Source organism: Paraplanobispora siamensis, from assembly GCF_016863175.1.
Lineage (GTDB): Bacteria > Actinomycetota > Actinomycetes > Streptosporangiales > Streptosporangiaceae > Planobispora > Planobispora siamensis.
Genome location: NZ_BOOJ01000045.1, coordinates 1 through 19,109, shown reverse-complemented (window position 1 = coordinate 19,109; position 19,109 = coordinate 1). Strand labels below are relative to the sequence as shown.

Annotated in this window: 17 protein-coding genes; 3 read left to right on the top strand and 14 right to left on the bottom strand. The window is 72.7% G+C overall.

Annotated features, from left to right (window positions below; genetic code table 11):
* Nucleotides 1-213: 213 nt before the first annotated feature.
* The 10 genes from Psi01_RS26085 to Psi01_RS26040 all read right to left on the bottom strand — a co-directional run bounded on the left by Psi01_RS26085 (nucleotide 214) and on the right by Psi01_RS26040 (nucleotide 11,917).
* Entirely contained in the window at nucleotides 214-1,536 is a 1,323-nt protein-coding gene (locus tag Psi01_RS26085; RefSeq protein WP_444980723.1) for a glycosyltransferase family 4 protein, read from the bottom strand.
* A gap of 102 nt (nucleotides 1,537-1,638) precedes the next feature.
* Nucleotides 1,639-3,381 carry a murein biosynthesis integral membrane protein MurJ gene (gene murJ / locus Psi01_RS26080; RefSeq protein WP_204066748.1) on the bottom strand — a complete coding sequence of 581 codons (1,743 nt, stop codon included), beginning with the start codon at nucleotides 3,379-3,381 and terminating at the stop codon, nucleotides 1,639-1,641.
* Nucleotides 3,381-4,244 carry a hypothetical protein gene (locus tag Psi01_RS26075; protein WP_204066747.1) on the bottom strand — a complete coding sequence of 288 codons (864 nt, stop codon included), beginning with the start codon at nucleotides 4,242-4,244 and terminating at the stop codon, nucleotides 3,381-3,383. Before Psi01_RS26075 ends, murJ begins: the two co-directional genes overlap by 1 nt.
* Before the next feature lie 5 nt (nucleotides 4,245-4,249).
* On the bottom strand, nucleotides 4,250-5,263 hold the full coding sequence (locus tag Psi01_RS26070) for a copper transporter (protein WP_204066746.1): 1,014 nt from the start codon (nucleotides 5,261-5,263) through the stop codon (nucleotides 4,250-4,252).
* Nucleotides 5,260-6,462, bottom strand: a complete 1,203-nt coding sequence (steA, locus tag Psi01_RS26065) for a putative cytokinetic ring protein SteA (RefSeq protein WP_204066745.1) — start codon at nucleotides 6,460-6,462, stop codon at nucleotides 5,260-5,262. The genes Psi01_RS26070 and steA overlap by 4 nt, the downstream gene beginning before the upstream one ends.
* Before the next feature lie 115 nt (nucleotides 6,463-6,577).
* Nucleotides 6,578-8,290, bottom strand: coding sequence for a DNA repair protein RecN (gene recN, locus Psi01_RS26060; RefSeq protein WP_204066744.1), 1,713 nt, complete (start codon nucleotides 8,288-8,290; stop codon nucleotides 6,578-6,580).
* Nucleotides 8,291-8,378: 88 nt separating this feature from the next.
* Nucleotides 8,379-9,284 carry an NAD kinase gene (locus Psi01_RS26055; protein ID WP_204066743.1) on the bottom strand — a complete coding sequence of 302 codons (906 nt, stop codon included), beginning with the start codon at nucleotides 9,282-9,284 and terminating at the stop codon, nucleotides 8,379-8,381.
* A gap of 25 nt (nucleotides 9,285-9,309) precedes the next feature.
* Nucleotides 9,310-10,128 carry a TlyA family RNA methyltransferase gene (locus tag Psi01_RS26050; RefSeq protein ID WP_204066742.1) on the bottom strand — a complete coding sequence of 273 codons (819 nt, stop codon included), beginning with the start codon at nucleotides 10,126-10,128 and terminating at the stop codon, nucleotides 9,310-9,312.
* Nucleotides 10,125-10,298, bottom strand: a complete 174-nt coding sequence (locus Psi01_RS26045; RefSeq protein ID WP_204066741.1) for a hypothetical protein — start codon at nucleotides 10,296-10,298, stop codon at nucleotides 10,125-10,127. Before Psi01_RS26045 ends, Psi01_RS26050 begins: the two co-directional genes overlap by 4 nt.
* Nucleotides 10,295-11,917: a phasin family protein gene (locus tag Psi01_RS26040; RefSeq protein ID WP_204066740.1), complete on the bottom strand. Its 1,623-nt coding sequence runs from the start codon at nucleotides 11,915-11,917 to the stop codon at nucleotides 10,295-10,297. Before Psi01_RS26040 ends, Psi01_RS26045 begins: the two co-directional genes overlap by 4 nt.
* Before the next feature lie 131 nt (nucleotides 11,918-12,048).
* Between Psi01_RS26040 and Psi01_RS26035 the strand changes: the two genes are divergently transcribed.
* Complete coding sequence (locus tag Psi01_RS26035) at nucleotides 12,049-12,441, top strand: SCP2 sterol-binding domain-containing protein (RefSeq protein WP_307819268.1); 393 nt, start codon at nucleotides 12,049-12,051, stop codon at nucleotides 12,439-12,441.
* A gap of 78 nt (nucleotides 12,442-12,519) precedes the next feature.
* On the opposite strand, the gene Psi01_RS26030 is transcribed toward Psi01_RS26035, so the two are convergent.
* Nucleotides 12,520-13,539: an HAD-IIA family hydrolase gene (locus Psi01_RS26030; protein WP_204066739.1), complete on the bottom strand. Its 1,020-nt coding sequence runs from the start codon at nucleotides 13,537-13,539 to the stop codon at nucleotides 12,520-12,522.
* Nucleotides 13,540-13,808: 269 nt separating this feature from the next.
* The gene (locus Psi01_RS26025; protein WP_239128028.1) at nucleotides 13,809-14,195 is read right to left on the bottom strand and encodes a tetratricopeptide repeat protein; all 387 of its coding nucleotides are present in this window, start codon (nucleotides 14,193-14,195) and stop codon (nucleotides 13,809-13,811) included.
* 201 nt (nucleotides 14,196-14,396) lie between these two features.
* Here Psi01_RS26025 and Psi01_RS26020 point away from each other — a divergent pair, with 201 nt between their 5' ends.
* A complete protein-coding gene (locus tag Psi01_RS26020) occupies nucleotides 14,397-15,749 on the top strand; it encodes a DUF1015 family protein (RefSeq protein ID WP_204066737.1) in 1,353 nt (450 codons plus the stop codon).
* Here the strand turns inward: Psi01_RS26020 and Psi01_RS26015 are convergent.
* Complete coding sequence (locus tag Psi01_RS26015) at nucleotides 15,727-16,755, bottom strand: single-stranded DNA-binding protein (protein WP_204066736.1); 1,029 nt, start codon at nucleotides 16,753-16,755, stop codon at nucleotides 15,727-15,729. The two genes, Psi01_RS26020 and Psi01_RS26015, sit on opposite strands and share 23 nt — an antisense overlap.
* A 111-nt stretch (nucleotides 16,756-16,866) precedes the next feature.
* Here Psi01_RS26015 and Psi01_RS26010 point away from each other — a divergent pair, with 111 nt between their 5' ends.
* Nucleotides 16,867-17,793: an MBL fold metallo-hydrolase gene (locus Psi01_RS26010; protein WP_204066735.1), complete on the top strand. Its 927-nt coding sequence runs from the start codon at nucleotides 16,867-16,869 to the stop codon at nucleotides 17,791-17,793.
* Nucleotides 17,794-17,835: 42 nt separating this feature from the next.
* Here the strand turns inward: Psi01_RS26010 and Psi01_RS26005 are convergent.
* Nucleotides 17,836-19,109, bottom strand: a 1,274-nt coding sequence (locus tag Psi01_RS26005; RefSeq protein WP_204066734.1) for an FUSC family protein, incomplete at its 5' end; no start/stop codon positions are given.

The window sequence follows — 19,109 nt, the reverse complement described above, 5'->3', positions numbered from 1 at the left end:
ACGAGACTGCCGCGAAGGGATACTCCCCCCCTAACCAAGCCAGTATAGGGACCTGACTCGGCGGCACCTAATTCAACCGCCCCCGCCGCCGGATTCTTCCCCCCAGCTCGGACCGCCCCTGCCCCTCGGGAACGCCGGCCCCCGGCGCAGACGGGCGGCACGGTCCTCCTCAGAGAAGCCCACGCCCGGCACGGGCGGGTGGCGCAGGTCTTCTCAGGAGGACCGGAGTCCGGTGTAGACGGCCAGCACGGCCTCCAGGGCCTCCGGCTCGCCGGGCAGCTCGCGGCCCCGGCGCGCGGCCTCCTCCGACAGGCGCCGGGCGAACCCGTCGTCGGCGAGCACCTGGCGGACCGCTTCGCTCATGGCGGCGGCGTCGCCGTACGGCACCAGCGTCCCGGCGCGGCCCACCATCGGCGGGATCCCCCCGACGGCGGTGGCGATCACCGGGATCCCCGCGCGCAGCGCCTCCTGGACGCTCAGCGGCTGTCCCTCCCAACGGCTCGGCACCACCAGCGCCCGCGCCGCCCCGAGCAGGTCCCCGACGTCGTCCCGGTTGCCCAGCAGCCGGACCGGCAGCCCCTGGGCGTCGATCCGCCGCTGCAGCTCGTCCCGCAGCGGCCCCTCCCCCGCCACGAGGAACAGCGCCCCCGTCCCGGGACCGTCCTTTCCGTCCCCCGGGCTCCGCAGGTCCGGTTCCGCAGAGGTCCCGGAGACGAGGTCTCCCGGTTCCCTGTGCACGGGCGTCCCGGAGGCGGCGTCCTGCGCATGCGGGTGCGCGGGTGTCCCGGAGGCGGCGTCCTCCGCAATCAGACGCCCGGGCGCCGGGCCGGAGGCGACGGCGGCCGCCACGTCGAGGAGCGTCTCCAGTCCCTTCTGCTGGGCGAGCCTGGCCACGGTCAGCAGGATCGGCCGGTCACCGGCGCCGAGCTCCGCCCGGACCTCCCACGGCTCCCGCCCCGAGGGGGGCAGCGGGGGCGCGGGTACGACGGCGGGCTCGACGTGCCGGGCCCCCAGGGCGGTCATGCGCTCACCCAGGTCGGGGGAGACCACCAGGACCCGGTCGGCGCGGCGGGCGACGATCCGCTCCAGGACGCCGTAGATCGCGCCCACGGCCCCGCCCGCCGTGGCGGCGTTGTGCAGCGTCACCACCAGGCCGGTCCCGGTCCCGGCCAGGGCCAGCGCGGCCAGCGCTCCGGCCCGCAGCCCGTGGGCGTGTACGGCGTCCGCAGAGCGCAGTCCCCGCAGAGCGCGCACCGCCCGCAGGTCACCGCCGGGACGCGGCCGGTCTGAGATGGACACCGGCAGGAACCGGGCGCCGAGCCGGGTGAACCCGAAGCTCTCCTCGGTGCTCTGCGGCCCGGCCACCACCACCCGGTGCCCTCGCCGGACCAGCCCGCCGGCCAGCATCGCCACATGCCGCCCGACCCCGCCCGCGCTGGTCCCCAGCACGAACGCCACGCGCATCACCGGCTCCGTCATCCCCGGCTCCGTCATCCCCGGTGCCTCCTCATCCGTCAGCGGTTCCGCCTCCGTCATGCCCGGCTCCTCCCCGCCGTCCGGGTGCCGGTCCTCTCCGTACGGCCCGCCGCTCCCGGTCCCGTCACCCTCGGCCCACTCCCGGCCACCCGCGTCCCCGGCTCAGCCACCGGAGTCCCCGACCGCGACCCCGTCTCCGCCGCCCGGCCGCTCACCGCCGTCCCCGGGGCCGCCGTCCCGGGTACCGTCACCCTCGGCTCGGCGGTTCCGGCGCAGCGGCAGCCGGGCCAGCAGAGCGTGGGCGTCCGGGCGGTCGAGCACCGCCGCCACCGCAGCGAACGCCACCGTCCCCGCCACCGCCGCGCCCACCCCGACCGGCACGCACACCCACGTGGGAACCTCACCGCAGGCCGTCACGACGGCCAGTCCGGCCGCGTACGCGGCGGCCCCCCCGGCCGCGGCGGCCGCCAGCGCCCGCCAGATCCCCGCCAGGGCCGCGCCTCCCCGGGCCCGCAGCACCGCCAGGGCCAGCAGGATCCCGCCCACGGTCATCCCGATCGTGCTGCCCAGCGCCAGCCGACCCACCACGTCCTCCTGGCCCTCCGCGGCGAGCGCGAGCACGATCTGCGCCCCCAGCGCCACGCCCCACCCCGCCACGGAGGCCAGGGCCGCAGAACGTCCCCGGCCGCAGGCGTACAGCGTCCGGGCCAGGTGCAGCATCAGCGCGTACCCGACCAGCCCCGGCGCGAACCAGATCACGCCCGCGGCCATCTCCTGCGGGTCGCCGCCCGGCGTGCCCTCCAGGAACACCCGCGCCACCGGCACGGCCACCGCCGCCATCACCCCGGCCGACAGGCCCATCACCAGCACGATCACCCGCGTGGTCGAGGCGGCCAGAGTGTCGAAGCCCTCCCGGTCCCCCTCGGCCGCGCGGGTGGACAGGGTCGGGAAGGAACTGGTCGCCACCGGGACCGCCAGCACCGCGAACGGCAGCTGGTACAGCGCCCAGGCGTAGGTGTAGACGCCGACCGCCCCGTCTCCCCCCAGGTCGTTGGTCAACCCGACCACCACGGTCAGAGCGATCTGCTGGGCGACGAGCACGGCCAGACCGGCCGTCGCCAGCCGCCGGGCCTGCGCGCCCGCCCCCGAGGGGAAGGAGAGCGACGGCCGCAGCCGCAACCGCAGGCGGCTCACCGGGACGATCACGGTCACCACCATCGCGGCGGCGGCGACGGTCGCACCGAGGGACAGGGTCAGCTCCCCCGAGTCGGTCAGCGCGCCCAGGTCGTCGGCGGCCTCGGCGTCGATCGAGGTGAAGACCAGATGGGAGACGACGATCAGCAGGCTGGAGACCAGCGGCGCCAGGGCCGGGCCCATGAACTTCCGGTGCGCCTGGAGCACCCCGTACAGGACGACGGCCAGGCCGAAGAAGATCATGCGGGGGGCGAACACCACCAGCATGTCGGCGCCCACCGCGATCGCCTGGGAGACGTCGCACGGGCGGGCGCCCGGTTCGCCGCCGACGTCGCCGACCAGCAGGGAGACGACCGGCCCGGCGAACACCGCGATCAGCACGGTCAGCGGGACCAGGACCAGCAGCGTCCAGGTGAGCAGCGCCGAGGTCGTCCGTCCCGCCTCGGCCCTGGCCTGCGGGTCGTCGGCGGACCGCGAGGCCGCCGAGGCCAGCACCGGCACCACCATCCCCGCCAGCGCGCCCCCGGCGACCAGCTCGAAGACGATGTTCGGCACGTAGTTGGCGGTGTTGTATGCGGTGCTCAGGCAGGAGTTGCCGACGGTGTGCGACTGGACGTAGTACCTGCCGAACCCGACGATCCGGGCCACCACGGTCACGGCTCCGATGAGGATCGCCGCTCCCGCGATCCCCTGACCGATCTTCCTGGTCATCAGTGGACGGGTGCCTGCTCCACGGGGCGGCGGCCGAGCATGTCGATCCGGTTGAGCACGCGGTTACCGGCGATGACCCGGGTGAAGCTGATCTTCTCAGAGGCGGCGGTCAGCGCGACCACGGTGCCGAGCACCGCCAGGCGGCCGGGCCGGCCCAGGGTGAGGGTGGCGGCCAGGCCCAGCAGCGCGCCCAGCGCGTTGGCCCCGGCGTCGCCCAGCATCGCCCGCTCGCCCAGGTCCTCGGGCAGGAGCGCCGCGGCGGCGCCGACCGGCAGCGAGGCGACGGCCGCGGCGGCCGGGGCGTCCCCGAGCACGGAGGCGGCCAGCAGCGGCGCGCCGCAGATCAGGCCGACCTTGATCGCACGGCCGGGACGCAGGTCGAACAGGTTGGCCAGGTTCGCGCTCCCGGCGACCAGCGCGCCGTTGACCGCGATGTCGGCCGGGCAGCGCGAGGTCAGGGCCGCCGCGGCCAGACCGGTCACGCCGATGCCGATGATCTTCACGGCGCCGCTGGTGACCTCGCCCTTGGCCAGCGCGCCCAGGTGTCCCCTGAACCCCTTGGAGGAGGTCACGCCGTACAGGTCGTCGTAGGCTCCGAGCCCGCCGGCCCCGGCGGCGGCCAGCAGCGCCGCCGCGCGGACCCGCGCGGGCAGGCCGGGGACGACCGCGGCGGCCGCGCCCGCGCCCGCGACGAAGGCCGGTCCTTCCAGCAGGGTGATCGGCTCGCCCCGGTGGTTGGTCCGGTTCCAGGTCTCGGCGTCGCCGATCGGCGGCCTGCGCCTGAAGGCGGCGTAGGCCGCGCGGGCGGCCACCGCGCCGAGCGCGACACCGGCCAGGGCGCCGACGAGAGCGCGACGAGCCATCGGGATCATCCTCCGGAAGGGGCCGTGGGCGGCGTGGACGGAGAGGCGGTGGGCGCCGGCGCGCTGGGCTCGAAGGCGGAGGCGTCGGGGCCGATGCCGTACTGGCCGGTGACCCCGGACAGCTGCTCCCGAAGAGCGTAGACCACCACGACTCGACCCGCGGGAATATCGGCGGTGTCCACGCTGGAGACCTTCTCCGCAGCCACGGCGGCGTCGCGCAGCGCGGCCAAGACGCCGCCCGCCGCGGTCGCGCTCAGGGGACCGGTCAGCACGCTGCCCCGCGAGCCCTCGTCCAGCCCGAGTGCCAGCGACACGATCGCGCCCGACTGGGTGGCGGCGGTCTCTCCGGTGTACGCATCCGTGGGGGCGACCACCACCGCCAGGCCCGCTCTGGCGATCTGCTCCGCCCCGCTCGCCTGGGCGGCGGGGCCGACGGTGACGGTGAGCAGTTCCGCCCTCTGGAAGGCGTCGAGGACTCCGCTGCCGGGCGGGTCGTCCTTGGCGGCGGGATCCGGGACCGTGCTCACGAGCGCGCCGGCCAGCACCGCGGCGGCCTTGTCGTAGGCGGTGTCCTCGGCGGGGAAGACCATGTCGACGGGCTTGACGCCGGTCGCCAGCCTGTCGATGAAGACCGACTGCGTGGGATCGACGTATTTGTCGGTGAGGGTGACCTGGCCGGTCACCGTCGCCCCCGCCAGCTCGAGCATCTGCTGGACGGCCTCGCTCATGCCCTGCGTGGCGTCGGGGGCTTCCACGATCACGACGCTCTCCCCGGCCAGGGCGCCCTCGACGAGCTCGGAGGCGTGCGAGGTGACGAAGGCGTCGTTGCCCGTCTTCATGTCGGTCAGCACCTCGTTCGAGGCGCGCAGCTCGCTGTTGCCCTTCTGGAGCGTATCGGCGACGGCCTCGGCGGCCTGGATGGTGGGCTCTTCGAGCAGGGTCGTACCCAGCACGATGCCGACCGACAGCGCGACGAAGATCGCGATGATGGAGACGAGGTGATAGCGGAAATCGATCACGAGAAGAGTCCGACCAACCAGAAGACGAAGGCGTTCCAGGCGTCGTCCAGCCAGATCCTGCCCACCGGGGTGGAGAAGACCGCGACCCCCATGGTGATCAGTGCGACGACGGCCAGGATGAGCAGGGACGGAGTGGAGATCCGGCTGCGGTAGAGCCGGCTGACGCCCTTGGCGTCGATGAGCTTGCTGCCCACCCGCAGGCGGGTGAGGAGAGTGCTGGCCATGCCCGAGCGCCCCTTGTCGAGGAATTCCTCAAGGGTCCAATGGGTGCCGACCGCGACGATCAGCTCGGCGCCCTTGTCGTCGGCGATCAGCATCGCGATGTCCTCGCTGGTGCCGATCGACGGGAAGACCTCTGCGGTGAGGCCGAGCTGCTCCACCCGCTCCAGGCCCGGCGCGCGGCCGTCCCGGTAGGCGTGCACGACCAGTTCGGCGCCGCAGGTAAGCGCCTTGGTGGAGACCGAGTCGAAGTCTCCCACGATCACGTCGGGGACGTAGCCCGCCTCCAGCAGCGCGTCGGCGCCGCCGTCCACCCCGATCATGACCGGGCGGTACTCCCTGATGTAGGGGCGCAGGGCGGCGATGTCCTCCTTGTAGTGGTATCCACGCACCACGATGAGAACGTGCCGGCCGTCCATGGGGGTCTTGATGTCGGGCACGCCTGCCCCGTCGATGAGCAGGTCGCTCTCGCGGCGGACGTATTCCATCGTGTTGACGGCGAACGCCTCGATCTGGACGGCCAGACCGGCCCGCGCCTCGGCCATGGCGGCCTCGATGGACTCGGCCGTCTGCACGTCGCCCTTGCCTACCATCTCCTCGTCGAGGTAGACGGCTCCCTCGTGCAGGCGGACCAGGTCGCCGTCCCTGACGCGCTCGAACAGCTCGGGTGTCGCGTTGTCGACGAAGGGCACCCCGGACTCGACGATGATCTGCGGCCCCAGGTTCGGGTAACGCCCGCTGATCCCGGCCGCGACGTTGACCACGCCCGCCGCACCGCACGCGACAAGCGCCTCCGCGCTCACCCGGTCGACGTCGACATGGTCGATGATCGCGATCTCCCCGGCCTTGAGACGCTTGGTCAGTCTCTTGGTCCGACGGTCGATCCTCGCCACTGCCGTCACCCCGGGAAGGTCGCTGACCTTCCTGCGGCGGAGGTAACCCGTGAGCTTGCGCTGAAGCTCGTCAGTCGGCACCTTCATCATGACCATCCTGCCAGAGGGAACAGGCAGGTGAGCCATGTCCCGGGCCGCGTGTCAGCCTTGTCACAGCGGATCGGCGGCCGATCGCGCCTCCCGGAACCCGCGTTCCGGCCGCTCATCCCTTGTCGGTGGCCGCTATCGCCAGGAGCTCCTCGGCGTGCGCCCGGCCGAGCTCGGAGTCCTCCAGACCGGCCAGCATGCGGGACAGCTCGCGGGTCCGGCCGTCCCTGTCGAGGGCGACCACGCCGCTGCGCACCACGGTGCCGTCGCTGTCCTTCTCCACGACCAGGTGCTGGTCGGCGAAGGCCGCCACCTGGGGCAGGTGGGTGACCACGATCACCTGGGCGGTACGGGCCAGGCGGGCCAGGCGCCGCCCGATCTCGACCGCCGCCTTGCCGCCCACGCCCGCGTCGACCTCGTCGAAGACGAACGTCGGCACCGGGTCGGCGCCGGCGAAGACCACCTCGATGGCGAGCATGACCCGGCTCAGCTCGCCTCCGGAGGCTCCCTTGTTCAGCGGCAGCGGCGGCGAGGCGGGGTGCGGGGACATGCGCAGCTCGACCTCGTCCACACCGTACGGGCCGAAGTCGTCGGCCGCGGTGATGTCGACGACGACGCGCGCGTGCGGCATCGCCAGCGCGGTGAGCTCCTCGGTCACGGCCCGCCCGAACCGCTCGGCGGCGGCCGTACGGACCCGGGTCAGCTCGGCGGCCAGGTCGGTGAGGCGGGCGGTGATCTCCTCCTGCTCGCGGGTGAGCTCGCCGATCCGGTCGTCGTCGCCCTCCAGCTCGGTCAGGCGCAGCGCGGCCTGCTCGGCCCAGTCGAGCACCGCCGTGGTGTCCTCGCCGTACTTGCGCACGAGGTGGGTGAGCACGGCCCGGCGCTCCTGCACGGCCGCCAGCCGGGCCGGGTCGGCCTCGACCGACTCGGCGTATGCGGCCAGCTCGGTGGCCACGTCGGAGATCAGGTAGCCGGCCTCGGCGAGGCGGTCGGCGATCCCGGCCAGCGCCGGGTCGACGTCGCGGACCGCCTCCACGGCGGCGCGGGCCTGCCCCACCAGCGAGACGGCGTCCTGCAGGCCCTGCTCACCCGACATCGGGTCGCCGAGCAGCGCCGTGTGGGCCGTCTCCGCGGCGCTCCTGAGGGAGTCGGCGTGGGAGAGGCGGTCCTCCTCCTCGCGGAGCGCGACGTCCTCACCCGCCTTGGGGTCGGCCTTCTCGACCTCCTCCAGCCCGAACCTGAGCAGGTCGGCCTCCTGGGCGCGCTCCTTGGCCCTGGCGGTCAGTTCGGTGAGCTGCTCGGAGATCTGCTTGTGGCGCCGGTAGGCCTGCTCGTAGGCGCGCAACGGCTTGACCAGGTCGTCACCGGCGTAGCGGTCGAGGGCGGCGCGCTGACGGCCGGGCTGCAGCAGCCGCTGCTGGTCCATCTGGCCGTGCACGGCCACCAGGTCGTCGGCCAGGTAGGTGAGCGTGCCCACCGGGACGCTGCGCCCGCCCAGCCAGGCCCGGCTGCGGCCCTCGGCCGAGACGGTGCGCGAGATGATCAGCTGGCCGTCCTCGATCTCGCCGCCGACGTCCTCGACCTGCTGGGCCACCCGGCTCGCCGGGTCGACCAGGAGCGTGCCGTCGACGACGGCCTTGTCCGAGCCCGGACGGACCCTGGCGGGGTCGGCGCGCCCGCCGAACAGCAGCCCGAGGCCGGTCACCACCATGGTCTTCCCCGCGCCGGTCTCGCCCGTGACCACGGTGAATCCCGGTGATAGCTCCAGGACGGCCTCGTCGATCACACCGAGTCCCTGGATGCGGACCTCCTCGACCCTGGGTCGCACTGGTCCCTCCCGTCACATCGAATTCACCGAACACCAGTGCGGTGCGCGGCACGATCCTACGCGTTCGGAGCCGGCATCGCCCGACACACTATGACCGCACCCTGCCACGCCAACCCTGAACGGGGAGGTCGAATTTGGCGACCAGCCGATCGGTGAACGGCGCCCCGGTGTTCTCCACGCCGTGCAGCCGCGCGAGCCGTACCGGCACCTCGCCCCGGCGCACCTCGACACGCGCGCCGGCGGGCAGATCGTAGCGCCGGCGGCCGTCGCACCACAGCACCGCGCCGGCCGTCTGCGGCTGGATCTCCAGCGCCAGGGCGGAGCGGGGCGAGACGACCAGCGGCCGGGCGAACAGGGCGTGGGCGCTGATCGGGACCAGCAGCAGCGCCTCCACCTCCGGCCAGACCACGGGCCCGCCCGCGGAGAACGCGTAGGCGGTGGAGCCGGTCGGGGTGGCGCAGATGACACCGTCGCAGCCCCAGCGCGACAGCGGCCGGCCGTCGATCTCGGCGACCACCTCGAGCATGCGCTCGCGCTTCTCCACGGTGGCCTCGTTGAGCGCCCACGTGTCGGCCAGCAGCTGGCCGTTGAGCCGGGCCACGACCTCGATGGTCATCCGCTCCTCGACGTCGTAGCGACCCTGCACCACGCAGTCGACGGTGACCGACAGGTCCTCGGCCTCGGCCTCGGCCAGGAACCCGACGTGCCCGAGGTTGACGCCCAGCAGCGGCACCCCGGCGGGGCGGGCCAGCTCGGCGGCCCGCAGCAGGCTGCCGTCGCCGCCCAGCACGATCATCATCTCGGCGTCCTGGACCGCGGCGAGGCTCGCGGACACCATCTCGGCGCCCGCGCAGCCGATCTCCTCGGCCTCCGACTGGAGCACGCGCACGGTGAAGCCCGCGTCCACGAGCCGGCTGATCACCATCCGGGCGCTGTCGACGGCCGCCTTGCGCCCGGTGTGGGCGGTGACGAGCACGATGCGCTTGGCTGTCATGGGCTGCTCTCCGGGGGGGTCGTCACTATCGGGGGCCTTCTGCCACCGCGCGTGCGATCTCGGCGGCGACGTCCTCGACCGGGGGCGCTCCCTCTCCCTTGCCCAGCCAGATGACGTACTCGACGTTGCCCGACGGGCCCGGCAGCGGGCTCGCGGTGACGCCCCGCACGGTGAGGCCGAGCGACTGCGCGGCCTCGGCCACATCCTGCACCGCCTCGGCGCGCAGTGCGGGGTCTCTGACGACCCCGCCCGCTCCGACCCGTTCCTTTCCGACCTCGAACTGCGGTTTGACCAGCATCGCGAAGTCGGCCACGGGGGCCGCGCAGGCGGCCAGGGCGGGCAGCACCAGCCGCAGCGAGATGAACGACAGGTCCCCGACGACGAGCGTGGGAGGCTCACCGACCATCTCCGGGGTCAGATCCCTGACGTTGACCCGCTCCATCACGGTGACCCGCTCATCGGTCCGCAGCGACCAGGCGAGCTGGCCGTAGCCGACGTCGACGGCCAGCACGTGCGCCGCGCCGTTGCGCAGCAGCACGTCGGTGAAGCCTCCGGTGGAGGCTCCGGCGTCCAGGCAGCGGCGGCCCTCGACGACCAGCCCCTTCGGGCCGAAGGCCGCCAGGGCTCCCAGGAGCTTGTGCGCCCCCCTGGAGACGTAGTCGGGCCCCTCCGCCGCCTCGGCGACCACGATCGCCGAGGCGGTGTCCACCTGCGTGGCGGGCTTGCTCGCCGACCGGCCGCCGACGGTGACCCGGCCCGCCTCGATGAGCTGGGCCGCGTGCTCGCGTGAACGCGCCAGCTTCCGGCGGACGAGCTCGCTGTCCAGACGCGCGCGGCGGCTCACCGGGGCTGGTCCGCGATGTCGTCCGCCGCGGCGAGCGCCCGCTCCAGCCCGGAGAACACCTCCTCGAACACGCTCACGTGCGCCGCCACGGGCAGGCCGTCGAGCGCGGCGAGGGCGCCCAGCGCGGCGTCCACCCGCTCGTCGCCGGTCTGGTCAAGCGCGTCCGTCATGCGCTCCCTCCGGAGGTGCTTTTCGCCGTCTTCGCGGCCTTGGGGGTTTTCGTGGTCTTGCTACTGGCCTTGGGGGCTTTGGCGGTCTTTGTAGTCTTTGTGGTCCCCCGGGCCCGCGGCGTGCGAGCCGTCCCGCCCGTGGACCCCTCGACCGTATCGGAACCGGCGCCTCCCGTCGTACCAACGGCCGTATCGGAACCGGCGCCCTCCCTCGCGCCGACGGCCTCGTCCGGATCGGCGGCGGAGGCCTTACCCGTCGCCCCCGCGGCCCTGCCCGGCTTGCCGCCCGTCCTCCTCGTCCGGGCGCCCGAGGATCTCACGGCGGCTTCGACGGCGGCGGAGTCCACGCCCACAGGGCTCCCGGCACCGGAACCGGCGGCTCCCGCCGTACCGACGGCCTCGTCCGGATCAGCGGCGGAAGCCTTACCCGTCGCCCCCGCGGCCCTGCCCAGCTTGCCACCCGTCCTCCTCGTCCGGGCGCCCGGGGGCTTCGCGGCGGCCTCGGCGTCCGCCTGCCCCGCCACGGCCGCTGAGGCCGTCTCCACGGCCCCCTTGGCCGCGGCCGCTGTACGGGTACCCCGGCCGCGCGACACGGTCTCCTTGTTCGCGGAAGCGGCCTTGCGGGCCGTGGCCCGCCCACTCGGAGCCGTCTCAGCGGTGCCCGCAGCGGGAGCGGTCTTCCGGGCCGCGGTCCGCCTGCCCGGAGCAGCCGTGCTCCGTCCATCCGGAGCCGTCTCCTCCATCGTGGCGGCCGCCTCCGGAGCGGAAGCGGTCTTCCGCGCCCTGCTCCGCCCGCCCGGAGCAACCGTGCTCTGCCCGCCTGGAGCCGTCTCCTCCATCGTGGCGGCGGTCTCCGGAGCGGAGGCGGTCTTCCGTGCCCTGCTCCGCCCGCCCGGAGCAGTCTCCTCCGTCGTGGTGGTCTTCCGGGCGGTACGGCTCCGCGGGGCGGCCGGACCGGTTGCCGCGGTCTGCTTCGTGCCCTTCGCCGTGGTGGTCTTCCTCCGGGTGGTCTCCGCAGCGGCCGCCGTACCGCTCTCCTCGCCGGTGGCCTCCATGGTGGACAGCGTCGCCCCGGCGCCCAGGAGGTCGTCGATGAGCTCCTTCGCCGGGCTGGTCACCAGTGAGCCCTCCGCGCCGCCCGTCGCCACGCGGACCACCGACTCGGTCCCGGCGGTGCCCGTCTCGACGACCCGGGGAACATTGGAGCCCGTCCCGCCGATCTTCGCCGGCTCGGCCTGCTTGGCCACGGGCCCGTCCCCGTCGATGATCGATTTGATCGCCGACATCGTCTCCGCGACTCCCGCGGCGGCTCTGGAGGTGACGGTCCCCGGCGAGGCCGCCGTGGACATGATCGCCTCCCCGGCCCCGGAAAGTACGGCCTCCAACTGCGCGATCCGGCTCCTGAGCCGGTCGATCTCCTCGGAACGGGGCAGGTCGAGCCTGTCGAGCAGGCGTCCCACCTCGGACTTGATCACTTCGTTGAGCTGGTCACGGTTGGCCTTGCCCGTCGCGACGAGTTCCTTGGCCATCTTGTCGACTTGGCCGGACATCTGGGACAGACCGGTTTCCCCCGAGGCGAGCAGGTCGCGAACTATCGTGCGGGCCTTGCTCGTTGTCATCTCTGTGAGACCGGTAGCTCCCTGCACGTATCCCCGCAGTGCTTCGAACACCATGGCAGAAGCCTCCCTTCCAGCGCACCCCCACGCGCTGGATAGCACAGTGTGTCTATATGGAACGCTACCGTCCGTAGATGAGAGGGATTCTGACCGGCCCGGAAAGAAAGGAGCGCCACTCGATGGCGACCGTCGACGAGTGCCGGGTGGCACTGCGGAAACTCGGCGAGCAGTTCGACGAGGTTGACCAGGAAAGCCGCGCCAAGCACGTGGTGGAACGCAGCATCAGCTGCCATGTCAGCGATCTGGGGGTCACCTTCTACGGCCGCATCCACCACGGCGGCCTCGGCCCCTTCGACGACCGTCCACCGGCCGACGGCACTCCGGCCGACGTGAAGCTCACCATCGCCAGCGACGACCTGGTCGCCCTGGTCAACGGCGAGCTCGACATGGGACGCGCCGTGTTCAGCGGCCGGGTCAAAATCGACGCCAGCTTCGGCGACCTCCTGCGCCTCCGCAAACTCCTGTGACGACCGCCCCGGCCCCGCCAGGCCGGGGCCGGCAGCCGCCCATGCGGGAAAAGCCGGTCCTCCCCCGCGGGAAAACGGTCAGCGGGAGGAGAGACCTCCGAAAGGTGAGGAGGCGAGGACGGGCTTGACGGCGTCCTCGTCGGCCCTCCCGTCTCCGACGCCCTCCCAGGCGGCGGCGCAGGCCGCCCGCAGCCCTTCGACGGGATCGCCCCGTCCCTCCAGGGACAGACCCCCCTCCGCCGTCCAGGCCGCGATCCATTCTCCGCAGCGCCATCCCTCCGCGCTCCGGCGAGGGAAGACGTACGGCTCGTGCAGGGCGGCCAGATCCGCACCGATGTAGGTGGGGCGGTGCCGTGGATCGGCGGTCAGCAGATCGAGCGGGCCCGCCACCCCGGTCAGCACCAGCAGGCTGTCCACCCCGGCGTTGACCGCTCCCTCGACGTCGGTGTCGAGCCGGTCACCGACGACCAGGGGCCGTCGCGCGGCGGTCCGCAGCATCGACTCGCGGTGCAGCGGCGGCTGGGGCTTGCCCGCCACGATCGGCTCCACCCCGGTCGCGGTGGCGATCACCCGGGTCATGGCCCCGTTGCCGGGCAGTTCTCCCCGGCCCGTCGGCATGGTCGAGTCCGCGTTCGCGGCGACGAACAGCGCGCCCCGCCGTACGGCCAGCGTGCCCTCCGACAGCAGCCCGTAGGAGAGGTCGGGAGCGATGCCCTGGACCACCGCCACCGGCTCCTCGAGCGCGGTGCTGACCGGCCGCAGCCCGTGGGCGCGGAGCGCGCCGCGCAGTCCCATCCCGCCGACGACCAGTACGGCCGCGCCCGGCTCGACGCGCTCGGCGACCAGACGCGCGGCCGCCTGGGCCGAGGTGACCACGTCGTCGGGGGTCGCGGGGGCGCCGAGCGCGCTGAGGTGCTGGGCGATGGCCCCGGGAGTGCGGGAGGCGTTGTTGGTGACGTACGCGAGCCGTACGCCGTGTTCCTGCGCCCGCCGCAACGCCTCCGGGGCTCCCGGTACGGCGTCGCGACCGAGGTACACCACTCCGTCCAGGTCCAGCAGCAGGGTGTCGTAGGCATCGATCAGCGTCTGTGAGTGCACCCGTTCATTCCATCAGTCCGTCCGACACGGCCGTTGACCATCCCATCCGCACACCGCTCCCACCCGGCGCGGCCGTTGACCATCCCATCCGCACGCCGCTCCCACCCGGCGCGGCCGTTGCCCGCCTCACCTCCGCGCCGGCCTCCGGTCTGCCGCTTCCGCTCAGTCCCTCTGGCACGGCCGTTCCCTGTCTCCACGCACCGCCCCGTCCGGCCGCGGCTGTCTCTTCCCCGGACCGGTCCCGCCTGCCGTACGGTGCGAAGGCCGCGTCACCGCTCGGGGCGATGCACCCGTTCGGTCCATCGGCCTTCCGGGTCGTTCTCGCGGGCGCGCAGCGTGGCGCGCACGCTCTTGAGCGCCGACACGTAGTCCTTCTGGTCGGGCCTCATCGCGACGGCGATGGCCAGCGGCTCCTGGGCTCCCTCCATGTCACCGGTCCTCCACAGGGACAGGCCCAGGCCGAAGTAGGCGTAGTCCTCCGCAGGATTGCTGTCGACGATCCAGCGGAAACTGTCAGCCGCGTCGGCGTACTGCCGGGAGTTGAACTGGGCGCGGGCGAGCGCCTCGCGAATGCTCCGGGACTCGGGCTCGGCGTCGGCGGCGCGTTCCAGCAACGCGGCGGCTGCCGCGGGGCTGCCCTCGGACAAAAGCTTCATCCCCCGCTGGAACCAGTCGTAGACCTCCCCCGCCGGCGCGCCCGCCTCCGATTCGGGGGAATCAGACGGACCACCATGTCCTTGGACCATTGTGTGAGGCCTCCTTCATCAGCGGACGACCGACCTGACCGACTCCTCGACGGACCAGGAGCCACTGCTTCCTCGGAGCGGCAACTGGACGCTTCGGGCCTTTATGGCAGCATGCCCCCTATGGCGCATCCTGAACTGCCGGTGCCCGACGGACTGGTGCTACGTCCGTTCCGCGGTGTGCGGTTCGCGGTCGATGATCTGGCCGCGGTGACGTCGCCTCCCTATGACCTCATCGGAGAGACCGGTGTCCGGGAACTACTCGATGCCCACCCCAACAACGTCGTACGGCTGATCCTTCCCGGAATCGATCATCACAGGTATGCCGAGGCCCGGCAGACTCTGCACTCCTGGCTCTCCTCCGGGATCCTCACCACCGACGAGGTCCCGGCGGTGTACGTCTACGAGCAGAGCGGTCCGGGGATCCTGCAGCGCGGGCTCATCGGAGAGGTGGCCCTGGCCGCCCCCGAACAGCGGACGATCCTGCCGCACGAGGACGTAATGCCCGGTCCTGTGGCCGACCGCCTGGCACTCATGCGCACGACCGAGGCGAACCTCGAACCCATCTTCCTGCTCTACGAGGGCCGGAACGGCGCCGCCACCCGTCTCGTCGACCTGGTCGCCGCCTCCCGCACGCCGCTGGTCGAGACCGAGACCGGTGACGGGATCGTCCACCGCCTGTGGGCCGTCACAGACCCGGACGAACTCGCCGCCGTCGAGGCCGACCTGCGCCCCCGCCAAGCGCTCATCGCCGACGGACACCACCGCTACGCCACCTACCGCGCCCTCCAGGCCGACCACCACCTCACCACAGCCTCCGGGGCCGGCGCAGCCGTACGGGGGAGGACCGGAGACGGCGCGGGTCCGGACGGCCGGTCCCACGGCGGAGCCCAGCCCTGGGACTTCGGCCTGGCCCTCCTGGTGGACTTTGACGCCTATCCGCCGGATCTGAAGGCCATCCACCGGGTCGTCCCGGGACTGCCTCTGGAGGAGGCCGTGAACCGGGCCAAGACAGCGTGGCAGGTGCACGAGCATCCAGACCTGGCCACCGGACTCGCAGCGCTGCGGGAGGCCCGGGAACCCGCGTTCCTGCTGACCGCCGGAGGGCCCGCCCATCTGATCACCGATCCCGACCGGCGACAGGTCCAGCGCGCCATGCCCGCCGACAGGTCGGCCCGCTGGCAGGCCCTGAACACCTCCGTCCTCGCGGAGTTCCTGCTCCCCCGAGTCTGGGGGACGCGGGACGAGGAGCACTCGGTCCGCATCGTGCACCACGATCCCGAGGCCGCGGCGCACCTCGCCCGGGACTGCGGAGGCACCGCCGTACTGATGAACCCCCTCGCGGTCGACGACGTGCTCGCCGTCGCGGCGCAGGGAGAGCGGGTGCCCCGCAAGTCCACCTCCTTCGGCCCCAAACCGCGCACCGGCCTGGTCATGCGCCTGCTCACTCCCAACCCGCAGCGTTGAGCATCGCCCGGCCGGGCCCGACGTCAGGAGAGACCTTCTCGGCTGTGGTGGGAGAGGCGGCAGCCCGGACGGCCTCGCCCTCGTGGAGCACCAGTGCGGGCCCAGCCTGGGAAGGCGGGAGGACCGGATCGGCCGGTGGCGGGCAACCGAACGGACGGGGCGGTGTGGGAGCCGGGAGCGAGACTTCGCCGACGGCTTCCCGGCCCTCGTCATCGGGAAGACCGGGAACAGCTCCGGCATCGGGGCACATCGCTGCGGGACCGGCGAGGGAAAACGCGGGAGCGCGCTCGGTGCCGCGAGGCATCGCCGCAGCCTCAGCACCGCGAGGCACGGCCGCAGGCTCAGCATCGTGGGACACGGTCCCGGACTCAGCGCCACCGGGCATGGCCACGGGATTCACGTCGTGGGGCAGGGCCACGGGCTCGGTGTCGTGGGAGGCACTCGTGGGCTCGACCTCGTGGAGCGTGAGCGCGGGCTTGGCGTCACGGGGCACACCCGCGGACTCGGACTCTGGCTCACGAGGCGTGGGCACAAGGGCGGCGCCGGCGGGTATGGCTGCAGGGTCGGGGTCGAGGGGCACGGTTGTGGGAGCGGTGTTCAGCAGGGCGCTGAGGGAGCGGGGCCCGGACGGGGTCAGGGGTGAGATCTCCTCGATGGGAGACGGGATCCCGTCACCGGTGAGGACGGTCGCGACCTGGCGTTCGAGGAGTTTCACCGAACGGACCTCCACCTCGTAGCCGGACGCCTTGGTCTTGTCGCTCCCCCACCATCTGCGGCGCAGGGAACCCGTCACCTCGACCATGTCGTCGGGAAGCCAGCAGGTCACGGCGTCGACGACCCCGGGGTCGAACGACACGCACGGGATCGTGTCGACCCTGGCTCCCCTCCCTCGATGCCGCCGCCGGACGATCAGCCGCCAGGTGCCGAACCTGGTGCCGCTCTGGAGCGTCTTGACCTGCACCAGCTCCGGCAACCGGCCGGTCAGGACGACCTCGTTGCGATCCATCGGATCCTCCTTCGATCTCTGCCGATGAAGGACGACTCTTTACGATGTGAGCTGTGCCGGAATGGACCGAAAGCCATTCTGGGGACGCCGGTTCCAGTTGTGAGGTGGCCTGTGGACAACATCACCGCTCTCGGCGGAGACGTCTATGAGATCGACACACGGATGGCCGGGTACTCCGGTATCACCGCCGGATATCTGATCCTGGGGGATCGCCCCTGCCTGGTGGAGACGGGAACGTCCACCTCCGCACCGGTGGTCCGGGACGCCCTGACCTCCCTGGGAGTGGGGCCCGGTGACCTCGCCACGGTCGTCGTCACCCACATCCACCTCGACCACGCCGGAGGAGTCGGGGACATCGCCGGGTTCTACTCGAACGCGGAGATCGTGGTGCACGAGAAGGGCGCCCGCCACATCGCCGACCCGTCACGGCTCATGGCCAGCGCCCGGATGGTCTGGGGCGACCGGCTGGACACCCTGTTCGGCGAGCTCTCCCCCACGGACGCCTCGCGCATCCGCGCGCTCGGCGACACCGGGGCCGTGGACCTGGGCAACGGACGGACGCTGAGCAGCCACTACTCCCCCGGTCACGCCAAGCACCACGTGGGACTGATCGACTCGGCCACCGGCGATCTCTACGTCGGGGACGCCGCGGGCGTCTACCTCCCGCAGACGGGCGACCTGCGCCCCGCCACGCCGCCGCCGGACTTCGACCTGGCCACCGCCCTGGACTCGATCGCCCTGTTCCGGGCCCTGGGTCCGCAGCGCCTGCTGTTCAGCCACTATGGGCCGGTCACGGAGGTACAGGACACTCTGGAGCGCTCGGCTGAGGAACTGCGCGTCTGGGTCGACCTGACCCGGCAGGCCCACGCGGAGGGCATGGACCTGGACCACGCGGTCGCCATGGTCCGGGAGCGCACCCGTGAGCGCTATGCGGCCCTGAAAGCCGACGAGGCGACCGCCGAGAAGTTCGAACTGCTCAGCGGCGCCCCGTCGAACGTGGCCGGGATCATGCACTGGCTCGATCGCGCCCAGCCCTGAGATCCCGTGATCCGTGCCGGGCGGCCCGGCACGGATCACCGGTTACTTCCCGTCTTCCTCGGCGTCCTTGTCGCGGGTGTCGCCGAGCTCGGCGGTGCCATCGGCGTCGTCGACGTCGTCGTCGAGGATGTCGCCGAAGTCGGGCTCGATGAAGGCGGGTCCGACACCGGTCCCGGCCTTCCCCGCCGCCTTCTGCCCGGCGGAGGCTTCCTCTCCGGCCGTGTCCTCGTCCTTCACCGCCGTGGACGATTCGCCCTCTCCGGCGTCGCCCGCGGCCGACTCGTCGTCCTCAAGGTCGGTGTCCGGCTCGTCATCCTCTTCGAGGTCGGCGTCGAGCTCGTGAGCGAGCTCTTCGAGCTCCTGCTCGCCCTCCTCGATGGCGGGTCCGTCGACGTCGTCCGCCTCGTCCTCGTCCTCGTCCTCGATCTCGTCCTCGATCTCGTCCTCGGCCTCGCCTTCAAAGGCGTCGTAGTCGTCCGCCTCGCCGTCCGGCTCGTCGTCGGCGTCCTCTTCGAGGTCCTCGATGACGGCTCCGGTCAGCTCCGCGTAGCGCTCGGCCGCGTCGGTCTCGCCGTCCTCGTCGAAGGCCATCGCACGCCCGAACCACTCGGTGGCCGCCTCCGCGTGACCCGCGTCGGCCAACGCGTCGGCGTAGGCGAAGGCCAGACGGGCCGACCAGGGCTGCGGACGGGGGTCGCGCAGCTCGCTGAGACGCTGGAGAGTCACAACCGCGGCGTCCTTCTGACCGAGGTCCCGGCGGGCGCCGGACTCCACGATGGCGAGTTCGATCTTGCCCATCTGGTCCAGACGCTCGGCCTCCTTGGAGCGGGTCAGGTCGAGAGCGCGCTCCGGCCGCCCCAGACCACGCTCGCAGTCGGCCATGACCGGCAGGAACGCGTCCGATCCCGTCATACGGCGCGCGGCACGCAGGTCGCTGAGCGCCTCGGCGAAGTGCCCGGCGTGGTAGGCGGCGATGCCGACGGCCTCGCGCACCACACCGATCCTCGCGGCGAAACGACGAGCGACCTTGGTGTGCTCGTACGCCCGCTCGGCGTCGTCCTCCCCGAGCGCCCTCTCGGCCGCGACCAGGTGGCAGGAGATCAGGTCGGCGAGGTCGAGCGGCAGGGAACGCAGCTCGTCGCGCACGTCCTTGTCGAGCTCGTCCGGGGTGATGTCAGGCTCGAGCGGGGGCAGCTTCTCACGCTCTCGCGCCGGGGCCTCCTGGCCGGCCTCCCCCTCACGGCCGTAACGGGTGCGGGAGCCCTGGCCCCCGTCACGCTCGCCGTACGGCCGGCCGCCCGGGCGGTCGTCGCGGC